At 69.1% G+C, this 19,111-nt stretch carries 19 protein-coding genes; 11 read left to right on the plus strand and 8 right to left on the minus strand.

Going from position 1 to position 19,111, the window contains the following annotated elements:
* From FBY20_RS14810 to FBY20_RS14825, 4 genes are read left to right on the plus strand one after another with little or no spacing between them, the layout of a single operon-like run.
* Entirely contained in the window at nucleotides 1-645 is a 645-nt protein-coding gene (locus tag FBY20_RS14810; RefSeq protein ID WP_142053086.1) for a flavin reductase family protein, read from the plus strand.
* A 38-nt stretch (nucleotides 646-683) separates the two neighbouring features.
* The gene (locus FBY20_RS14815) at nucleotides 684-1,298 is read left to right on the plus strand and encodes a glutathione S-transferase family protein (RefSeq protein ID WP_142053088.1); all 615 of its coding nucleotides are present in this window, start codon (nucleotides 684-686) and stop codon (nucleotides 1,296-1,298) included.
* A 13-nt stretch (nucleotides 1,299-1,311) separates the two neighbouring features.
* Complete coding sequence (locus FBY20_RS14820) at nucleotides 1,312-1,923, plus strand: carboxymuconolactone decarboxylase family protein (protein ID WP_142053090.1); 612 nt, start codon at nucleotides 1,312-1,314, stop codon at nucleotides 1,921-1,923.
* Nucleotides 1,920-2,843, plus strand: coding sequence for an amidohydrolase (locus FBY20_RS14825; protein WP_142053092.1), 924 nt, complete (start codon nucleotides 1,920-1,922; stop codon nucleotides 2,841-2,843). The genes FBY20_RS14820 and FBY20_RS14825 overlap by 4 nt, the downstream gene beginning before the upstream one ends.
* A 66-nt stretch (nucleotides 2,844-2,909) precedes the next feature.
* Here FBY20_RS14825 and FBY20_RS14830 read toward each other — a convergent pair whose 3' ends face one another.
* The 8 genes from FBY20_RS14830 to FBY20_RS14865 form a co-directional block, all read right to left on the minus strand.
* A complete protein-coding gene (locus FBY20_RS14830; protein ID WP_056325137.1) occupies nucleotides 2,910-3,872 on the minus strand; it encodes a LysR family transcriptional regulator in 963 nt (320 codons plus the stop codon).
* Nucleotides 3,873-3,941: 69 nt separating this feature from the next.
* Nucleotides 3,942-4,913 (minus strand): tripartite tricarboxylate transporter substrate binding protein, encoded by a 972-nt coding sequence (locus tag FBY20_RS14835; protein WP_142053094.1) that lies wholly within the window; start codon nucleotides 4,911-4,913, stop codon nucleotides 3,942-3,944.
* Nucleotides 4,914-4,959: 46 nt separating this feature from the next.
* Entirely contained in the window at nucleotides 4,960-7,311 is a 2,352-nt protein-coding gene (locus tag FBY20_RS14840) for an acyl-CoA dehydrogenase (protein WP_142053096.1), read from the minus strand.
* Complete coding sequence (locus FBY20_RS14845) at nucleotides 7,308-8,531, minus strand: CaiB/BaiF CoA-transferase family protein (protein ID WP_142053098.1); 1,224 nt, start codon at nucleotides 8,529-8,531, stop codon at nucleotides 7,308-7,310. The genes FBY20_RS14840 and FBY20_RS14845 overlap by 4 nt, the downstream gene beginning before the upstream one ends.
* Nucleotides 8,532-8,541: 10 nt before the next feature.
* Nucleotides 8,542-9,339: an enoyl-CoA hydratase/isomerase family protein gene (locus FBY20_RS14850; RefSeq protein WP_370458339.1), complete on the minus strand. Its 798-nt coding sequence runs from the start codon at nucleotides 9,337-9,339 to the stop codon at nucleotides 8,542-8,544.
* 18 nt (nucleotides 9,340-9,357) lie between these two features.
* Entirely contained in the window at nucleotides 9,358-10,578 is a 1,221-nt protein-coding gene (locus FBY20_RS14855) for a CaiB/BaiF CoA-transferase family protein (RefSeq protein ID WP_056325146.1), read from the minus strand.
* Nucleotides 10,579-10,723: 145 nt separating this feature from the next.
* Complete coding sequence (locus FBY20_RS14860; RefSeq protein WP_142053099.1) at nucleotides 10,724-10,888, minus strand: hypothetical protein; 165 nt, start codon at nucleotides 10,886-10,888, stop codon at nucleotides 10,724-10,726.
* 57 nt (nucleotides 10,889-10,945) lie between these two features.
* Nucleotides 10,946-12,382 (minus strand): hypothetical protein, encoded by a 1,437-nt coding sequence (locus tag FBY20_RS14865; RefSeq protein WP_255452357.1) that lies wholly within the window; start codon nucleotides 12,380-12,382, stop codon nucleotides 10,946-10,948.
* A 180-nt stretch (nucleotides 12,383-12,562) separates the two neighbouring features.
* On the opposite strand from FBY20_RS14865, the gene FBY20_RS14870 reads away from it, so the two are divergent.
* The 7 genes from FBY20_RS14870 to FBY20_RS14900 all read left to right on the plus strand — a co-directional run bounded on the left by FBY20_RS14870 (nucleotide 12,563) and on the right by FBY20_RS14900 (nucleotide 19,105).
* Nucleotides 12,563-12,994 (plus strand): hypothetical protein, encoded by a 432-nt coding sequence (locus tag FBY20_RS14870; protein ID WP_056325150.1) that lies wholly within the window; start codon nucleotides 12,563-12,565, stop codon nucleotides 12,992-12,994.
* A 42-nt stretch (nucleotides 12,995-13,036) separates the two neighbouring features.
* Nucleotides 13,037-13,735, plus strand: coding sequence for a glutathione binding-like protein (locus FBY20_RS14875; protein WP_142053101.1), 699 nt, complete (start codon nucleotides 13,037-13,039; stop codon nucleotides 13,733-13,735).
* A gap of 3 nt (nucleotides 13,736-13,738) precedes the next feature.
* Nucleotides 13,739-14,665, plus strand: coding sequence for a LysR substrate-binding domain-containing protein (locus FBY20_RS14880; RefSeq protein WP_142053103.1), 927 nt, complete (start codon nucleotides 13,739-13,741; stop codon nucleotides 14,663-14,665).
* 77 nt (nucleotides 14,666-14,742) lie between these two features.
* A complete protein-coding gene (gene tcuA, locus FBY20_RS14885; RefSeq protein ID WP_063956791.1) occupies nucleotides 14,743-16,158 on the plus strand; it encodes an FAD-dependent tricarballylate dehydrogenase TcuA in 1,416 nt (471 codons plus the stop codon).
* Nucleotides 16,145-17,386, plus strand: a complete 1,242-nt coding sequence (gene tcuB / locus FBY20_RS14890) for a tricarballylate utilization 4Fe-4S protein TcuB (protein ID WP_063956789.1) — start codon at nucleotides 16,145-16,147, stop codon at nucleotides 17,384-17,386. The genes tcuA and tcuB overlap by 14 nt, the downstream gene beginning before the upstream one ends.
* A gap of 74 nt (nucleotides 17,387-17,460) precedes the next feature.
* Nucleotides 17,461-18,438 carry a tripartite tricarboxylate transporter substrate binding protein gene (locus FBY20_RS14895; protein ID WP_142053105.1) on the plus strand — a complete coding sequence of 326 codons (978 nt, stop codon included), beginning with the start codon at nucleotides 17,461-17,463 and terminating at the stop codon, nucleotides 18,436-18,438.
* 85 nt (nucleotides 18,439-18,523) lie between these two features.
* Nucleotides 18,524-19,105, plus strand: a complete 582-nt coding sequence (locus FBY20_RS14900) for a WG repeat-containing protein (RefSeq protein ID WP_142053107.1) — start codon at nucleotides 18,524-18,526, stop codon at nucleotides 19,103-19,105.
* The last annotated feature ends 6 nt before the right edge of the window (nucleotides 19,106-19,111 follow it).

Below are 19,111 nucleotides of genomic sequence, written 5' to 3' on the forward strand. Positions count from 1 at the left end.
ATGAACTTCGATTTCAGCAAACTGGCCTCGGCCGACGCCTTCAAGCTGCTTTCCAGCGTGGTCGTGCCGCGGCCCATCGCCTGGGTGGTCAGCCAGTCGCCGCAAGGCGCGCGCAACGCCGCGCCGTTCTCGTTCTTTAACGTGGTCAGCAGCGATCCGCCCATCGTCGCGCTGGGCATCGGCCCGCGCGGCGGCCAGTTGAAGGACACCTCGCGCAACATACTGCAGACGGGGCAGTTCGTGATCAACCTGGTGTCGGCGGAGCTGGCCGAGCAGATGAACCACACCAGCCTGGACTACGACGCCGGCATCGATGAATTGGTGCGCGCCGGCCTGTCCACCGAGCCGTCCCTGATGGTGGCGCCGCCGCGCATCGCGCAAAGTCCCGCGGCGCTGGAGTGCGAGGTCTGGCAGGTGCTGGATGCCGCGCCCCAGCGCGTGATCGTGCTGGCGCGCGTGGTGGCGCTGTACCTGCGCGACGACGCCTTGCTCAACGCCGAAAAGTTTTACGTGGACACGCCCGCGCTGCGCCTTCTGGGCCGCATGCACGGCGCGGGCTGGTACGCGCACACCAGCGATCTCTTTCAGATGCGCACGCCCGACGCGGCCAACGATCCCGCCGTGCGGCCCGCGCAGGGGCATTGAATGCGCGAGAAGACCTTGAACCCTTTTGGAGCCTGTCGATGAAACTGCATTGGTCGCCGCGATCGCCCTTCGTGCGCAAGGTGATGATCGTCATTCACGAGGCCGGCATCGAGGACCGCGTGACGCTCGTGCGCACGCCGGTCGCGATGGATAAGCCCAACCTGGACCTGGTGCCCGACAATCCGCTCATCAAGTTGCCGACGCTTGTGCTGGACGATGGCCAGCCGCTGTACGACTCGCGCGTGATCTGCGCCTACCTGGACGCGCTGACGGGCTGCGGCCTGTTGCCGGCCGACCCGCAGGCGCGCCTGACCGCCGAACGGCGCCAGGCGCTGGGCGACGGCTTTCTGGACGCGCTGCTGCTGTTCCGCCAGGAACGCAACAAGCCCGAGGCGCGTCAGACGCCCGCGTGGCTGGACGCCTTTGCGCTGAAGACGCGTGCGGTGCTGGCCGCGCTGGAGGCCGAGGCGCTCGCGCTGCAGGCAAGCCGCTTCGACCTGGGCCTGATCGCCATCGGCTGCGCGCTGTCATACATGGACTATCGTTTCCCGGACATCGCCTGGCGCGACGGCCACCCGGCGCTGGCGGCCTGGCACGCGCGGTTTGCCGCGCGCCCGTCCGTGATGCGCACGCAGCCCGACGAAACCCCGTAACGAGAGGACGAAGATGAGCCGTATCCCGCTGCCCACGCCAGACACCATGACCGACGACCAGAAGCGCGTGTACGAGAAGATCGTCTCCGGTCCGCGCGGACGCCTTGTCGGCCCCTTGCGCGCCGCGCTGCACAGCCCGGAATTGGCCGAGCGCTGGCAGGCGCTGGGCGCGTTGCTGCGCTTTGGCACCAGCCTGGCGCCGCGCGTCAGCGAACTGGCCATTGTGGTGACGGCGCGCCGTTGGAACAGCCAGATCGAATGGCACATCCATGCGCAGGCGGCGCGCGCCGCCGGTATCTCGGACGCCGTGCTGGACGCGATCCAGGCCCGCGAAACGCCCGTGTTCGACAATCCCGACGACGCGGTGGTCTACGAGTTTGCGCGGCAGATCCAGGAGACTGGCCAGGTCGACCCCGACCTGTATGCCCAGGCCGTCGCGCGGTGGGACGCCGTGGGCGTGGTGGAACTGACCGCCGTGATCGGCTACTACACGATGGTGTCCATGACGCTGAACGCGCACGAGATCCCGATGCCCGACGACGCGCCGCCGCCGCTGGATACGCCGCGCCAGGCGGGCGCGCCGGTGCTGAGCCGGCTTGCGCCCCTGACCGGGAGCCAGCCATGAGCGCCGCCGCAAATCCCGCCGCAGGCGGGCAGGCCCGCGCCTATGTGCCGGACAGCGTGGAAACGCCCCGCATGCCGGTGACGCCGCGCCACGCCCTGCCGGCGGGCGCGTGCGACACGCATTGCCATGTCTTTGGTCCCTACGACCGTTTTCCCCTGCAACATCCCTCGTCCTACGCCGCGCCGGACGCGCCGGCGTCGCGCTATCTGCGCATGCTGGACACGCTGGGCGCATCGCGCGGGGTGCTGGTGCAGCCGGCGCCCTATGGCACGAACCCGGATGCCTTGCTGGACGCGCTGCGCGAAGGCGCAGGCCGCCTGCGCGGGATCGCGGTGGCAGACCCGTCCGTCACGGATGCACAGCTGCAAGCCTTGCGTGACGGTGGCGTGCGCGGCCTGCGCTTCGTCGAGGCGCGCGACCCCGCGGGAAACCTGTTTCCCGGCAGCGTGGGATTCGATCAGGTCGCGGCGCTTGCGCCCCGCATGAAGCAGTTCGGCCTGCACGCGCAGCTGTGGGCGCCGTGCGATACCTATTTGCGCCATCTGCCCGAGCTGGCAAAGCTGGACTTGCCGCTGGTCATCGACCACCTGGGCAGCCTGGTCCCGGCGCGCGGCGAGGCCGATCCGGTGTTCCAGCTGCTGCGCGGGCTGCTGGCCGACGGCAGGATCTGGATGAAGCTGACGGTGTGCCGGGTGGGGGCCGCGCCCGATTATGAAAACGCGCGCGGCATCCACGATGCCTTCACTACCGCCAATCCGGATCAGGTGCTCTGGGGATCGGATTGGCCCTTCGTGCGCATGGGGGCGGCGGCGCCGTCGGCCGACGCGCTGGTGGACCTGGCGCACGATTGGCTGGGCAACGACGCGCTGCGTAAGCAGGTCTGGGTGGACAACCCCGAGCGTCTGTACGGCTTTGCATGAATACAAGCGGGGGCTCGCTGAGCCCCCGCGCTGAACCCGCACCCTGAACCCGGTGGTGGACGCCGCTTACGGGCTGGCGTGCCAGACGCCTTCGCCGCCGATCTCGCGCACCAGCGCCTCAATCTGAGTGGCAACTTCCGTGACCGTGCGTCCGGGTCCCTTCGATCGCGAGAACGCCATCGAGATGATGCGGCTCATCGTGGGATCGCGCAGCGCGGCGATGCTCAGGCGTCCCTCCTGCACTTCCTGCCAGACGGCGTGCAGCGGCAGCACGGTGTACATCTTCTCGTGTTCGACGATGGACTTCATGAGCGGAAGCGAGTCGGCCTCGATCAGGGGCGCGATGGTGATCTTGCGCGCCCGCGCCAGGCCGTCCAGCGCGTTGCGCAGGCCATTGGGCGCGCCGGGCAGGATGAACGGCAGCCCGTCCAGCTGATCGAAGGTGACCTCGCCGGCCTGCGTGCGCGCGTCGCCCGCCGCGCCGACCAGGTAAGAGTCCACGGACGCAAGCGCTTGCTCGCCGGGCGGGCATTTGTCGCCGTATCGGTACAGGATGGCGATGTCCACACGGCTGTCGGTCAGCCATTCCTCGATCTGGCCGCTGGAGCCTTCCAGAATCTTCAGATGCACCTTGGGAAACTGCTGGCGCAGCCGCGAAAACAGCCGGCGGATGAGCGGGTGCGCGGTCGATGGCAACAGGCCCAGCGTGACCTCGCCGGCAGGTTCGCGGGCCTCGCCGTTCAGTTCCAGCTCAAGCCGTTCGGCGTCGCCCAGCAGCGTTTGCACCAGCGGGAACAGGCGCTCGCCCACTTCCGACAGGTTCACGCCGCGCCCGGTGCGGTTAAAGAGCCGCGCATTGCACTCGCGTTCCAGCGCATTGATGCGGCGGCTCAGCACCGACTGGTCCTGGTCCAGATACAGCGCCGCCCGCGTGATGCTGCCCAGTTCCGCGATGGCCAGGAAGGCGCGCCATTTGTGAAGGTCGGCGGTCAGGTCCAGGCTCAGGCCCGTGGCTTTTGCGGATGGCATGGTCGATGGCGCAGGTCGGCAGTCGGTGGAATCGGCATAAGCGTACGGCAAAAGCGCGCGGGCATGGCGTTATTGCAGACCCAGCTTGCCGCGCTTGATGACCTCGCCCCATTTCTTGGACTCCGCCTCCATCAGGGCGCGATAGGCGTCCGGCGACGTGGCGACGGGGATGGCGCCCTGGTCGATCATTTTCTGGCGCAGCGCCGGGTCGGCCAGCGACTTGGCGATCGCGTCCGACATCTTGTCCACGATGTCCTTGGGCGTGCCGGCGGGCGCGATGACGCCGTAGTTCGATTCCACGACGATGCCGGGAAAGCCGGCCTCCTTGGTGGTGGGCACGTCGGGCAGGCCCTCGAAGCGTTCGGGGCTGGCCACGGCCAGCGCGCGCAGCTTGCCCGCCTTGATGAAGCCCAGCGCGGCCGAGGCATCGCCGGGGAACATCTGCACTTCGTTGGACAGCAGCGCGGTCACCGCGGGCGCGGCGCCTTTGTAGGGCACGTGCATGATGTCGATGCCGGTCTGCTGCTTGAGCAGTTCGCCGCCCAGGTGCGGGGTGGTGACATTGCCGGCCGAGCCGTAGTTGTATTTGCCGGGGTGCTTCTTGGCGCTGTCGACAAAGGCGGCCAGGGTGGTATCCGGCAACGACGGGTTGACCATGATGACCTGCGGAATGCGCGCGACCAGCGACACGTACTGGATCTTGGACACGTCGTACGGCACCTTCATGACGTGGGGCAGTCCGGTGATGGCGCCCGGCACGCCAAAGCCGAACGTGTTGCCGTCGGGCGTGGCGCGCACGGTGGCGTCCACGCCGATGGTGCCGCTGGCGCCGGCCTTGTTCTCGATCACGATGGTCTGGCCCAGGCGCTCGCCCAGCGACGGCGCAAGCAGGCGCGCCAGGTTGTCCACCGAGCCGCCGGGCGGGTAGGGCACGATCAGCCGGATCGGCTGGCTTGGCCACGGCCCTGCCGCGTGGGCGGCAGGCGCGGCGGCGCCGCCCAGGATCATTGCCGCCACCGCCAGTACGGTTGCTTTTTTCATGTGTCTCTCTCCGGTTGCGCCGGCTCGGGCCGGCGCGTTGTCATTGTCAGGCGCCCTGCAGGCCCAGAACCTGCTTGGCGTAGATGTTGCGCTGGATCTCGTTGGTGCCGCTGAAGATGGTGGCTGCGAGTGCGTTGACGTAGGGCGCCAGCGCCTGCACGCCGCCGTTGCCATAGCCCAGGCGCATCGCCGCGCCGCCGTATTCCTCGGCGATCTGGATCAGCAGGGCGCCCAGCCGCTCGTGCGTCTCGGTGGCCCAGATCTTGAGCAGCGACAGTTCCGGCGGCAGCGGGCGGCCGGCCTTGGCCATGTCCGCAAACACGCGGTACATGGCGGTCAGGTCGGCGCTGTCCAGCCGCAACTCGGCCAGCCGGTCGGTGAACGCCGGGTCGGCCAGCAGGCCGCGCTGGCGCGCCAGGCTGAAGATCTGCTGCAGGGCGTGGCTGGCGTGCTTCGGGCTGCCGCTGAACAGGCGCTCAAACCCCAGCAGCGCCTTGGCGATGCCCCAGCCCGCGTTCAGTTCGCCGACCACATTGCCCCGCGGCACGCGGACCTGGTCGAAGAAGACCTCGCAGAACTCCTCGTGGCCCGACAGCGTGCGGATCGGCCGGCGGCTGACGCCCGGGCTATTCAGGTCCACCAGCAGGAAGCTGATGCCGGCCTGTTTCTTCACGGTCTTGTCGGTGCGCACCAGCATGAACATGTGCGTCGCGTCCTGCGCCAGCGTGGACCAGGTCTTCTGGCCGGTGACCACCAGTTCGTCGCCGTCGATCACCGCCTCGCAGCGCAGCGAGGCCAGATCGGATCCAGCGTCCGGTTCCGAGTAGCCCTGCGCCCACACCGCCTCGCCGGACAGGATGCCCGGCAGAAACCGCGCGCGCTGCGCCTCGGTGCCGTAGCGGATGAGGATGGGACCCAGCATGACCAGGCCCTGGTCCGGCGCGCGCGCCACGCCGTAGCGTTCGGCTTCCTCGATGAACGCGATCTGCCGGGCGGGCGACAGCGCCATGCCGCCATGCTCGCGCGGCCACGACGGCGCAATCCAGCCTTGTCGCGACAAGGTGAAGTACCACGCCTTGATCTCGTCCCAATGCAGCCGCCACGGCACGTGCCGCAGGTGATCGGGGTAATGCGCGCGGAAGAACCGGCGCAGCAGCTTGCGGAACGCCGCTTCCGGCATGGCGTTCCAATCTGCGTCGCGCGGGAAATCGGTGGTGTCGTTGCCGTCGGCGGCATCCTCCGCCGTATCGTCCGTCTCCGGCGCCGGGTCGGCTGCCAGCACGCCATAACGCTGTCGATGCGCCGTGGCGTTGCCCAGCCAGGCGGCCAGGTGCAGGGCGCTGCGGAAATACAGGCTGACGTCGCATTCGTCGGTGTAGCCGATGGCGCCATGCAGCTGGATGGCCAGCCGCGCCGCGTCGACGCCGGCGCGCGCGGCGCGGGCCTTGACCCGGCTGGCCGCCGCCTTGCGCGCCTTGACGTCGCCCGGCGCCGCGGCAAGGGCGTTCAGCGCGTCCAGCAGGCTGTTGGACGCCAGCTCGACCTGCAGGGTCGCGTCCACCAGACGGTGCTGCAGCGCCTGGAACGACGAGAGCGTCTGGCCGAACTGCTTGCGCGTGTTCAGGTAGGCCACCGAATCGGCCAGCACTTGCCGCGCGATGCCCACAAGTTCCGCGGACTGCATCAGGCGGCCGTAGTCCAGCGCCTCGTCAACAGCGTCCAGCACGCCCTCGCGCGCCAGCAACGCCTCGCCGCCAACCACCGCGGACTCGATCGTCAGATGGCAGGCCGGCGAGCCGTCCGCGCGTTCGTGCGTCTGCACCGTGACGCCGGGCGTGCCGGCGGGCAGATGGAACAGCGCAGACCCCGTTTCGCCATCGGCCGTGACAAGCCAGCCGTCCACGTCCGCGCCGGGGACGACGTGGCGCTTTTCGCCGTTCAGCACATAGGCGCCTTCGCGCGCGGTGAACGTGACGCCGAACGCCCCGGCGGATTCGCCGGCTTCGAGCTGCCCTTCGGTTTCCTGCCAAGCCAGGCCCACCACTTTTTCACCGGCGCACAAGGCTTGCAGCATCGCCTCCCGAACGGCGGCATCGCCCGCCGGGGTAATGCGCGCCAGCAGCGCCGTGCTGAGCACGCCCGCTCCGACGAGGGGCTCGGGCAATTGGGCGCGGCCCGCTTCTTCCAGCACGGCGGCCATCGCGTGCCAGCCCAGTCCCAGACCGCCCAACGGCTCGGGCACGCTCATGCCCAGCCAGCCGACTGAGGCAATCTCCTGCCAGTACGCGCGGTCGCCGCCCGGGGTGCGGCGCTTGCGTTGCCGCTGGTCGCGGCGCTGCAGAAAGTCGCGCGCGCTGTCGCGGATTTCCTCGATCAGTTCGTGGTCGGCGGCGCTCATACGATGCCCTCAGCCTGCAGTTGCGCGATCGCCGCGTCGGTCAGACCCAGCTCGGCGCGCAGGACGTCGGCCGTGTGCTCGCCCAGCATGGGGGGCGGCAATCCCAGTGCGATGGGCGTGCCGGAAAAATGGATGGGATTGCGCACAACCGGCATGCGGCCCAGCGCCGGATGCGTCACGCTGCCCAGTACTTCGCGATGCCGAACCTGCGGATCCTCGAACACCTGATCCATGGTGTAGATCGGCCCGCAGGGCACATTGGCGGCTGCCAGCGCCTGGTTCCAGTCCGCCACCGTTCGCGCCAGCATCGCCGGCTCGATCTGACGGGACAGATCGGCCTGCGCCGCGGCGCGCTTGGGGTTCGTGTCAAAGCGCGGATCGGCGGCCAGGTCGGGCAGGCCGATCACGTTGCAGAAGCTGCGGAACTGCGAGTCGTTGCCCACCGCCACCATCAGATGCCCATCGCGGCACTCGAAGGCGCGGAACGGCGCGGTGATCTGCGAGGCCGATCCCATGCGGGCAGGCAGCTGGCCGCTGGCCAGGTAGTTCATGCCGATGTGCGAGATGGCGGCGATCTGGGCGTCCAGCAGCGCCAGGTCGATGTGCTGGCCCACGCCGGAGATCTGGTCGCGGTGCCGCAGCGCGGCAAGAATGGCCGCCACTGCATAAAAGCCCGCGGTCAGGTCCGACACGGAATAACCCGCCTTGACCGGTCCCGCCCCGGGCTCGCCGTCCGGCACGCCGGTCACGCTCATCAGGCCGCTCATCGACTGGAAGATCGGATCGTAGCCCGGCAGATGGCTGTAGGGCCCGGTCTGGCCAAAGCCGGTGATCGAGCAATACACCAGCCGCGGATTCACTTCCGACAGCGACGCATAGTCCAGCCCGTAGCGCTTCAGGTCGCCCGCCTTGAAGTTCTCGATGACGATGTCGGCCTTCTGCGCAAGCTGGCGCACCAGCGCCTGGCCTTCGGGCCGCGAGATATCGAGCGTCACGGATTTCTTGCCGCGGTTCATCGCGACGAACGAAGAGGTCTCCCGGCTGGGCTTGCCGTCGCGGTCCGGCATGGGATAGCCCTGGTGCCGCACGTCGTCGCCGCGGCCGGGGCGCTCCACCTTGATGACCTCGGCGCCGAAGTCGGCCAGCATCTGCGCGGCCCACGGCCCGGAAAACACGCGGCTCAGGTCCAGGACCTTCACGCCTTCCAATGCACTGGTCATGGCGGCTCCCTTATTTGCCCTGGAACACCGGCGCGCGCTTTTCCAGGAAGGCGCGGCGCGCCTCCTGCGCGTCCTCGGTCTTGGCGATGGCCGCCGTCATGTCCTGTTCGTAGCGATAGCCGTCGCGCAGGCTCATGTCTTCGATGGCGTTGAGCGTCTGCTTGGCCAGCACGGACGCCAGCGGGCTCTTGCTGGCCAGCTCGCGCGCCAGTTCCATTGCGCGGTCCATCAGTGCTTCAGCAGGGACGCTGGCCTCGACGATGCCCAGCCGGTAGAGTTCGTCGCCGTCCACGCGCAGACCCGTCAGCATCATGCGGCGCAGACGCGAATGGCCAAAGAGCCGCATGCCGTGGCGGCCGCCGCCCAGCAGTCCGACGTTGATTTCCGGCAGGCCCACGACCGCGGTGGAGGCGGCGATCAGGATGTCGCACGAGGCCACGATGGCCAGGCCTGCGCCCAGCGCCGCGCCGTTGATCGCGCCCACCACCGGCTTGGCGCACTCGCGGATCGCATGAAAGCATTCCCGCGTGCGGCGCGAGTGTTGCGGCAGGTCGCCCGGCCCCTTGATGGTGGCCGCGCGGTTCTTCAGGTCGGCGCCCGCGCAGAACGTCTTGCCCTGGCCCGACAGGACCACCGCGCGCACCTCGGGCGTTTCCGAGATGCGGTCCAGCACCCAGGACAGCTCGTTCATCATCTCGGTGCTGAGCGCGTTGACGGGCGGGTTGGCCAGCAGGATGGTGGCAACGCCGTCGGCGATCGCGACGTCCAGCGCCGTGTAGGGCCCGGCCAGGTTCTCCGGCATGCTCATGTCTCTCTCCTTGGTTGTTCAGATGATCTTGCGGTCGCGATAGTCCTGGATCTGCTCGGCGGACAGGCCCAGCTCGGCCAGCACGTCGGCGGTGTGCTGGCCCAGCAGCGGCGGCGCGGCATCGGCGCGCAGGGCCGAGCTGCCGAATCGCAGCGGGTTCATCACCTGCGGCACCGAGCCGGCGGCCGGATGCGGCAGGCGGCGCAGCATGCCGCGGTGCACGACCTGCGGGTCTTCGAAGACCTCGGGCACGGTATTGATCGACCCCGCCGGCACGCCCGCCTTTTTCAGCGCGGCCAGCCAGTGGGCACGCGGCTGGCTGGCGAAGATGGCGTCCAGCACGGGATCCAGCGTGTCCTGATTGCGCACGCGCTGACTGTTGGTGATGTAGCGCGGGTCCTGCGCCAGTTCGGGCTTGCCCAGCATCTCGCACAGCGTGGCGAACTGCCCGTCGTTGCCCACCACGATGACGATGTCGCCGTCGGCGCAGGCAAACGTGCGCTGCGGCTGGATGTTCGGGTGCGCGGTGCCGGTGCGGCGCGGCACCTTGTTGCCCAGCAGGAAGTTCATGGCCTGGTTGGCCAGCAGGCCCACCTGCACGTCCAGCATGGCGACGTCGATGTACTCGCCCTTGCCGGTCTGCGCGCGGCGCAACAGCGCGGCCACGATGCCCAGCGCGGCGTACACGCCGGTGGTCAGGTCCACGATCGGCACGCCCACCTTCTGGGGGCCGCCGCCGGGGCGGTCGTCGCGTTCGCCCGTGACGCTCATCAGGCCGCCCATCGCCTGGATCAGGAAGTCGTACGCGGGTTCGGCGGCGCGCGGTCCGGTCTGGCCGAAGCCGGTGACCGAGCAGTACACCAGGCGCGGATTGATCTTGGACAGCGACTCGTAGTCCAGCCCCATGCGCGCCAGCGTGCCGACCTTGTAGTTCTCCAGCACCACGTCCGCGTCGCGGCACAGGTCCTTGACCAGCGCCTGGCCTTCGGGCGTCTGCAGGTCCAGCGTGATGGAGCGCTTGCCGCGGTTGGTGGCAATGAAATAGGCGCCGTCCCGGGTGTCCTGGCCGTCTTCATCCTTCAGGAACGGCGGGCCCCAGGTGCGCGTGTCGTCGCCCTGGCCTGGCCGCTCGACCTTGATGACGTCAGCGCCCAGGTCGGCCAGGATCTGGCTGGCCCACGGACCGGCCAGGATGCGGCTCAGGTCCAGCACTTTGAGATTCGATAACAGCGGCTGCAAAGCCTTCTCCTTGACTGCGGTATGTGCAGGCAGTCTAGGATTTGGCGGGCGCCGCGGGAGGGGCCCGCGGGCGCAAAGCTGTTATGCGGTTCGGGCCGTCACTGCGGCGGCAGGGTGCCCTGCACGCCGGGCGGGTACGGCGGCGTCAGCGGCCGGTATCGGGATAGTTGGGCCCCGCGTCACGGAAGCCGCCGGTGCTGTAGGGATTGACCGCGCCGGGGTGGGGCGGTCCGCCGGGGCCAGCGCCGCAGCCGGCCAGGAGCAGGGCGGCGGCAACGAGAGAAAGCAGGCGCGTCGGGAAGGATTTCATAAAGGTCTCCTGCGGCTGCCCCTCAGCAGGCGCGTTACTCGCAGCGTATGGGCAGGATTATAGGCCTGCCGTCTTGGCCTTGATCCGCGGTTTCGCGCAGCGTGCGCGATAGTCGTTCACCGCATCGGAATCCGCGGGCAGGAAGTACGGGTGCGGGTATCCCGCCTCCCGCAAAGCGGCGTGCATGCGCACGCCCCACACGCATTCGCGCTGCGCCTCGTCCCACAACCGCGTGGCCTGGTCCCGTTGCCCGCTACGCCACAGCGCAAGGCCGTAGTCGGCCACCATCTCCTCGTCGCGCGGCAGGTCGCGGTACGCCGTGTGCATCAGGCGCAGGCCATCGGCGGTCTGCCCGCGCAGGGCCAAAATCCACCCCAGCGTGCCCTGGTTGTACGGACGCGGGCCGACGCGGTCGAGCGAGCGGCGGGCCTGCTCCTCGGCTTGCGGCAGGTAGTCCGGGAAGTCCGCCAGGTAGTAGGCCGTGTTGTTCGCCAGGTCCACCGCGCCGGCGGCACGCGCGCCGCGTTTGCCGGCCGCACGGTCCTGCAGGACGTTCGACTCCTGCAACACCAGATCCGGCATGCCCAGCAGGCGCGCCACGTCCAGCCGCTTGCGCCGCTCGCCCGGGTCGACGGGCTTGAACATGTCCGGAAATGGCCGCTGGCGTGCCTGCAGCAGCCAATGGCGCGCCAGGCCAGGCTGGCCGGCAGCCAGCAGCAGCCGCGCCAGGTCCAGCTTCTGGTCGGCGCTGCGGGTGCAGCGCATGCCGTCGATCAGGGCGCGGGCGCCCTCGGCGTCGTTCCGGGCGAACGCGCGGTTGACGGCGTCCAGCTCGGCAAAGCACGGCCCGTCGCGCGTGACCTGCGCGTCGATGTGCAGCGAGATCGCACCGGCCGGCACGTCGTGGCTGAAGTAGGCCGTCGCGCCCTGGCGGTTGGTGTAGCCCAGGTCCACCCAGGCTTCGCCCCAGCGCTGGCGCATGGTCATGATGTACGGCCAGCCGGGCAAGGGCTCGGGGGAGCCGCTGCTGTGCAGCTGAAAGAAGTGGCCCCACGGGCCATCGCCGATGCGGCGGATCAGGGTGAAGTCGTCCTCCGCGTGCGGCAGCGTCGTCCGGATCGGCGCCGTGCGTCCCTCGCCATCGGTGACGCCGTGCAGGATGCCGTCGCCGGAAGGCGTATCGAGGATGGCGTCGTCCTTGCCGGTGACGAAGGCGCGGTACGGCGTGTTGGGCGCGGGGGCGGCGCGCTTGCCGTCCCACAGCGTCAGCGTCAGGCTGCGCGTGGTGCGCAGGGTGTCAGCCGCCGGCGCCGCCGGGGTGTCGGACACCGCTTGCGCGGTGTTCTGACCCGCGGCGTGCGCGGCCGGGCCGGTCAGCCATGCTGCGGCCGCCAGGCATGACGCCGCGGCCCTTATGCGCCAATCTGCGCGGGCCGGGATCAGGCGGCGATGGAAAGTGGCGGGTTGTCCGGAACGTTGCTGCGGGTGCTTCATGGAGACTGCCAGTGGCGCCGGGCGCGGCGGGCGCCACGGCGGTATGGGGTGACCTGCGGGGCAGGGCGCCGCCTTGCGGGCGCGAGGCGGATTGTGCATCACAAACCCGTTCCACGCCCCGGCCAGCGCTCGGCAGGAACGTATGGCATCCTCCCGCCACGCCTTTGCCGCCATCCGCTCATGCCCAAACTCCTAGCGCGAACCCTCGACCTGCTTCTCCTGTCCTTCGCCGCCGCGCTGTTCGGCGCTTGCCTGACCTCCGTGCTGACGACCGGCGCCTATGGATGGGTCGTCCCCGTCGCGCCTTACCTGTACGGCGTGCGCGACTTCTACGCCGAGGCCGTCCTGGCCGGGCTGGCGGGCGTCATCGTACTGATCCTGGCCGAGCGCCCGGCCCGGCTGCGGCGATCCCCCCCCTGGCGCCTGCTGGCGACCTTTGCCGCGGCCCTCGTTGCCCTGTATCTGGCGCCGCCGTCGCCGCAGGTGTTTGGCAACACCTGGGCGCCCGGCGAGGCGACACGCGAGCTGTTCCTGGCGCAATGGCCCATGGTGCTGCCCATTGCGGTGGCGGCAACCGCGCTGCGGTGGGGATTGCACCGGGTTTTGCGCTAGGATTGTCGTCACCCAACCCCGCCTGCCCCGGAGAAACCCCGCATGTCCTCCCTAGACGACTTTGCCATCACCAAGAAGTGGCCCGCCCAGCACCCCGACCGCATCCAGCTTTATTCGCTGCCGACGCCCAACGGCGTGAAGGCGTCGATCATGCTGGAAGAGACGGGTCTGCCCTACGAGGTCCACCGTGTCGCCTTCGATACCAAGGATCAGTTCACGTCCGAGTTCCTGTCGCTCAGCCCGAACAACAAGATTCCGGCCATCCTCGACCCGAACGGGCCGGACGGCAAGCCGCTGGGCCTGTTCGAGTCCGGCGCGATCCTGGTGTACTTGGCCAGCAAGGCCGGCCAGTTCATTCCTGCCGACGCGGCCGGACGCTTTGAAACGCTGCAATGGGTGATGTTCCAGATGGGCGGCATCGGACCGATGTTCGGCCAGCTGGGCTTTTTCCATCGGTTCGCGGGCAAGGACTACGAGGACAAGCGGCCGCGCGACCGTTACGTCGACGAGTCCAAGCGCCTGCTGACGGTGCTGGACCAGCGCCTGCAAGGGCGCGACTGGGTGATGGGCGACCAGTACACCATCGCCGATATCGCGATCTTTCCCTGGGTGCGCAACCTGGTGGGGTTCTACGACGCCGGCGATCTCGTCGGCTTTTCGTCGTTCAAGAACGTCGCGCGCGTGCTGGACGCATTCGTTGCGCGCCCGGCCGTCGCCAAGGGACTGACCATCCCGGGCTGACCCATGGAACTGCGCCAGCTTCGTTACTTTGTGCGGGTGGTCGAGGCAGGCAGCATCGGCCGGGCGGCCATGTCGATCGGCATGGTCACCTCGGCGCTCAGCCAGCAGATCAGCCGCCTCGAAGGCGAGCTGTCCACGCGCCTCTTGCAGCGCAGCGCCAGCGGCGTCGTGCCCACGGACGCGGGGCTGGCGTTCTTCCGGCAGGCGCAACTGGCCCTGCGCCACGCCGACGACGCCGTCCAGGCCGCCCAGCAGGCGCGGCTGGCGGGCCACGTCAGCGTCGGCCTGCCGTCCACCACGGCCGCCGTGCTGGGGGCGCCGTTCCTGCAGGCCATGAACGAGCGCTACCCCGATATCCGGCTGCACCTGGTCGAGGCGCTGTCCGGGCATCTGACCGACATGCTCAACGGCCGCCTGCTGGACCTGGCCATCGTGTTCCACGCCGAATCCGCGCGCCGCTGGAGCGTGATGCCGCTGCTGGACGAACCCCTGTTCCTGTTCGCCCGGCCCGACATGCCCGGCGTGCCGTTTGGTGACACGACGCGGCTGGAGGCAATTGCCGACCTGCCGCTGGTGCTGCCCAGCGGCCGCCACGGCCTGCGGGCGCTGGTCAACAACGCGTTCCAGCAATTGGGGCGCACGCCCCGGGTGGTGGCCGAGGTCGACGGCCTGTCGCTGCTCATGGACGTGGTGCGGCAGGGCGGCGCGGCCACGATCCAGCCCAGCTCGGCCACCGCGCGCATCGCACCCGGCCAGTTGCAGATGGCGCGCATCGACGATGCCCACCTGTTTCGCTCCAACCTGCTGGCCAGCCTGTCGGACGAGGAGCTGTCGCCCGCGGCGCTGGCCGCCCGCCTGGTCATGGCCGATGTCTCCCGCACCCTGGCGCGGGAGGGCAAGTGGGCGGTGGTGACTCTTCACGAATCGTGAACACCCGTTGACGCCCGCCTGATATCGCAGCGTGGCGCCGCTGCGTAGAGTCTTCCCCTTGAACTGGGGAAGATGGCATGGTTGACGTCTTGGTGATTGGTGGGGGCAATGCGGCGCTGTGCGCGGCCCTGATGGCGCGCGAAGCCGGCGCCAGCGTGCTGCTGCTGGAAGCGGCGCCAAAGGAATGGCGGGGCGGAAACTCGCAGCACACGCGCAACCTGCGCTGCATGCATGATGCGCCGCAGGACGTGCTGATCGACGCGTATCCCGAAGAAGAATACTGGCAGGACCTGCTCAAGGTGACGGGCGGGCAGACCAACGAACACCTGGCGCGGCTGGTCATCCGCGAATCCTCCACCTGCCGCGACTGGATGCGCCGCCACGGCGTGAACTTCCAGCCGCCGCTGTCGGGCGCGCTGCACGTGGCCCGCACCAATGCGTTCTTCATGGGCGGCGGCAAGGCGCTGGTCAATGCCTATTACCGCAGCGCCGAAGCGCTGGGCGTACAGGTCCGCTACAACGCGCCGGTCGATTCGCTAGAGCTGGACAACGGCCGCTTCGTGGCCGCGCGCATCGGCGCCGAACGCATCGAGGCCCGCGCCTGTGTGCTGGCCGCGGGCGGCTTCGAGTCCAACCGCGAATGGCTGCGCGAGGCTTGGGGCCAGAACGCGCGCGGCGAATGGCCGGCCGACAACTTCCTGATCCGCGGCACGCGCTTCAACATGGGCGTGCTGCTCAAGTTCATGCTGGACGCCGGCGCCGACGGCATCGGCGACCCCTCGCAATCGCACTGCGTGGCGATCGACGCCCGCGCGCCGCTGTACGACGGCGGCATCTGCACGCGCATCGATTGCGTGTCGCTGGGTGTGGTCGTCAACCGCGACGCCGAGCGCTTCTACGACGAAGGCGAGGACTTCTGGCCCAAGCGCTACGCGATCTGGGGCCGCCTGACCGCCATGCAGCCCGGCCAGATCGCCTATTCCATCATCGACGCCAAGGCGATCGGCCGCTTCATGCCGCCCGTGTTTCCGGGCGTGAAAGCCGACACGCTGCCCGAACTGGCCGAAAAGCTGGGCCTGGATCCGGCCACCTTCGCCAAGACCATCGGCGACTACAACGCCGCGTGCCGCGTGGGCAAGTTCGACCACACGGCGCTGGACGATTGCCATACCGAAGGCGTGACGCCCGCCAAGACGCACTGGGCGCGCCCAATCGACACTGCGCCGTTCTACGGCTACGCGCTGCGTCCCGGCATCACCTTTACGTACCTGGGCCTGAAGGTGGACGACACCGCCGCGGTCCGGTTCAACGACACGCCCAGCGACAACCTCTTTGTCGCCGGCGAAATGATGGCCGGCAACGTGCTGGGCAAGGGCTATACCGCCGGGGTGGGCATGTCCATCGGCACGGCATTTGGCCGCATTGCCGGCACCCGCGCCGCGGCGGCGGCGCTCAGCCAGAAACATGCGGGAGCACACCATGAAGCAGCTTGAAGCCCTGGCCCGCGAGGCGCAGTCCTTTTCCAGCAGTCAGACGGGTTCAACGCCTGCCCAGCCCGCGGCCCCGGCCGAGCAGCCGGTGCGCTTTCATGCCCGGGGCGCCAAGCCGCTGACCGAAACGCTGACCGGTGACGAAACCGAAGTGGCGCGCGTCATGCAGATCTGCAACGCCTGCCGCTACTGCGAAGGCTTCTGCGCGGTGTTTCCCGCCATGACCCGCCGCCTGGAATTCGGCAAGGCGGACCTGAACTACCTGGCCAACCTGTGCCACAACTGCGGCGCCTGTCTGCACGCGTGCCAGTACGCGCCGCCGCACGAGTTCGCCGTCAACGTGCCGCAAGCCATGGCCAAGGTGCGGATGCAGACGTACACCGACTATGCCTGGCCGGCCGCGCTGGGCACGCTGTACAAGCGCAATGGCCTGGCGCTGTCGCTGGCCACGGCCGCAGGTCTGGCGCTGTTCCTGGTGCTGGCGGTGGTGATGGCGGGCGGCCTTTTCCATGAACCGATGGCCGGCAACTTCTACGCCGTCTTTCCGCACAACACGCTGGCGTTGATGTTCGGCGTGGTGTTCGGTTTTTCGATGCTGGCGCTGGCGGTGGGGGTGACCCGCTTCTGGCGCAACGTCAGCCCGGGGGCGGCCTCCGGCGCGGCGGTGGCCGAGGCGGCGCACGACGCGCTGCGGCTGCGCTACCTGGACGGCGGCCACGGCAAGGGCTGCAACAACGCCGACGATGCCTTCACGCTGTGGCGCCGGCGGTTCCACCATTTCACGTTCTACGGTTTCATGCTGTGCTTTGCGGCCACCTGTGTCGCCACGCTGTACCACTATCTGCTGGGCCAGCAGGCGCCGTATCCGATCCTGAGCGCGCCCGTGCTGCTGGGCACCGCGGGCGGCATTGGCCTTCTGATCGGGCCGGCCGGCTTGCTGTGGCTGAACGTCAAGCGCCATCCGCTGCAGGGCGACGCGGCGCAAAAGCCGATGGACCGTGGCTTCATCGTGCTGCTGTTCCTGACCAGCGCGACGGGCCTGGCGCTCTTGGCCGGCCGCGACGGCAGCGCGATGGCGCTGCTGCTGGCGATCCACCTGGGCGTCGTGATGGCGTTGTTCCTGACCTTGCCCTACGGCAAGTTCGCGCATGGCATCTACCGCTCGGCCGCGCTCTTGAAGTGGTCCATCGAGAAACGCCAGCCCAACAAGCTGCAGCTGGGTTCGGACTGACCGGACCGGCCTTATCGCCAGCCTGACGGCGCCCGCACGAGGCGCCGCAGTCGGCCACAACCCTGGAGACATCAATGTTCCGCACTCGTTTGCTGGCGCGCTGCGCGCTGGCCGCCTGTCTGACGCCCGCCCTGCCTGCGGCGATGGCGCAAACCTATCCCGCCAAGCCGATCACGCTGGTCGTGCCCCATTCGGCCGGCGGCACGTCCGATATCCTGGCGCGCACCGTCGCCGCCGAAGCCGCCAAGACGCTGGGCCAGACCATCGTGATCGACAACAAGGGCGGCGCCAACGGCACCATCGCCGCCAAGCAGGTGGCCTCGTCCGCGCCGGACGGCTACACGCTGCTGCTGGCCACCGCCAGCACGCACGGCATCAACCCGTCGCTCTATTCGCGCATTTCCTACGACGCGATCAAGGACTTCACGCCCGTCACGCTGCTGGCCACCGTGCCGAACGTGCTGGTCGTCGGTCCCAACGTCAAGGCCGGCAACGTGCAGGAACTCATTGCCTTCATCCGTTCGCAAGGCGACAAGACCAACATGGGCTCGGCAGGTGCCGGCACGCCGGGGCACCTGGCCGGCGAGATGTTCAAGAGCGAAGCCAAGCTCCAGTTCACGCACGTGCCCTACAAGGGCGGCAGCCCCGCCATCACGGATCTCATCGGCGGGCAGATCGATTTCATGTTCACCACCATTCCGGGCGTGCTGCCGCACGTGAAGGCAGGATCGCTGCGTGCCCTGGCCGTGACCTCGCCGGAGCGCTCGTCCGCGATGCCCGACGTGCCGACGATGGCCGAGTCCGGCCTGCCCGGCTTCCAGGCGGTGTCCTGGCACGGCATCGTCGCGCCGGCCGGCACGCCGGACGCGGTGGTGGCGCGGCTGAACCAGGCGCTGACCGGCGCGCTGGCGGCGCCCGAGGTCAAGCAGCGGTTGATGGAAGAGGGCGCGCGCGCCTCCGGCGTGAACACGGCGGAATTCGGCAAGTTCATCCAGACCGAGATGGCGGCCTGGGCCAAGGCGGTCAAGGATTCGGGCGCCACGGCCAACTGAAGGGCAGGGCGGTCCCCGCGGGCCGCCTTTTTCTGGACGGCGAGCATGCCGATCGGCACGCGGGCGCCATGCTAGGATGCCCCGCATGCTGATCGCCGCCCTGCTCACCTCGCTGGCTCTCACCCCGGGCCACGCCGTTGAATACGACCTCGCGTGCTTCTTTGCGGACAGGCAGGCGCAAGGCTCGCTGGAACACGTCGAGCACTGCGCCCGCGCCACGAAGGACAGCGTCGAGTTCAGGCCCGCCGTGCTGGCGCGCATGGATTTCAGCGACGATGGCCTGTCGCCCGCCACGGCCAACGGCTCGTGGCACTGGGTGCGGCCCGACGGACGCGCCGTGGCCGTGGTCACGTTCGACAACAGCGCCGACGACTTCGAGGAAGGCCTCACCCGCGGTCCTTGGGCCGGCGGCATGGCCTACTACGACAAGCAGCTCAACCGCGTGCTGGCCACGCCCTACGATTGGGTCGACCGCTTCGAAGGCGGCCTGGCCGCGGTCTGCAAGGGCTGCCGCATCGAGCGCACGCGCGACGGCGAACACAGCGTCGTGACGGGCGGAGAATGGGGCGCCATCGACCGCCAGGGCCGGCTGGCGCTGCCCATGCGGCCGGACGCGATCTCGTTGCGGACGCAGATGCAGGCGCAGCGCAAGGCGCCGGGACGCTGAGAGAAC

Source organism: Achromobacter sp. SLBN-14 (genome assembly GCF_006715415.1).
Lineage (GTDB): Bacteria > Pseudomonadota > Gammaproteobacteria > Burkholderiales > Burkholderiaceae_B > Achromobacter > Achromobacter mucicolens.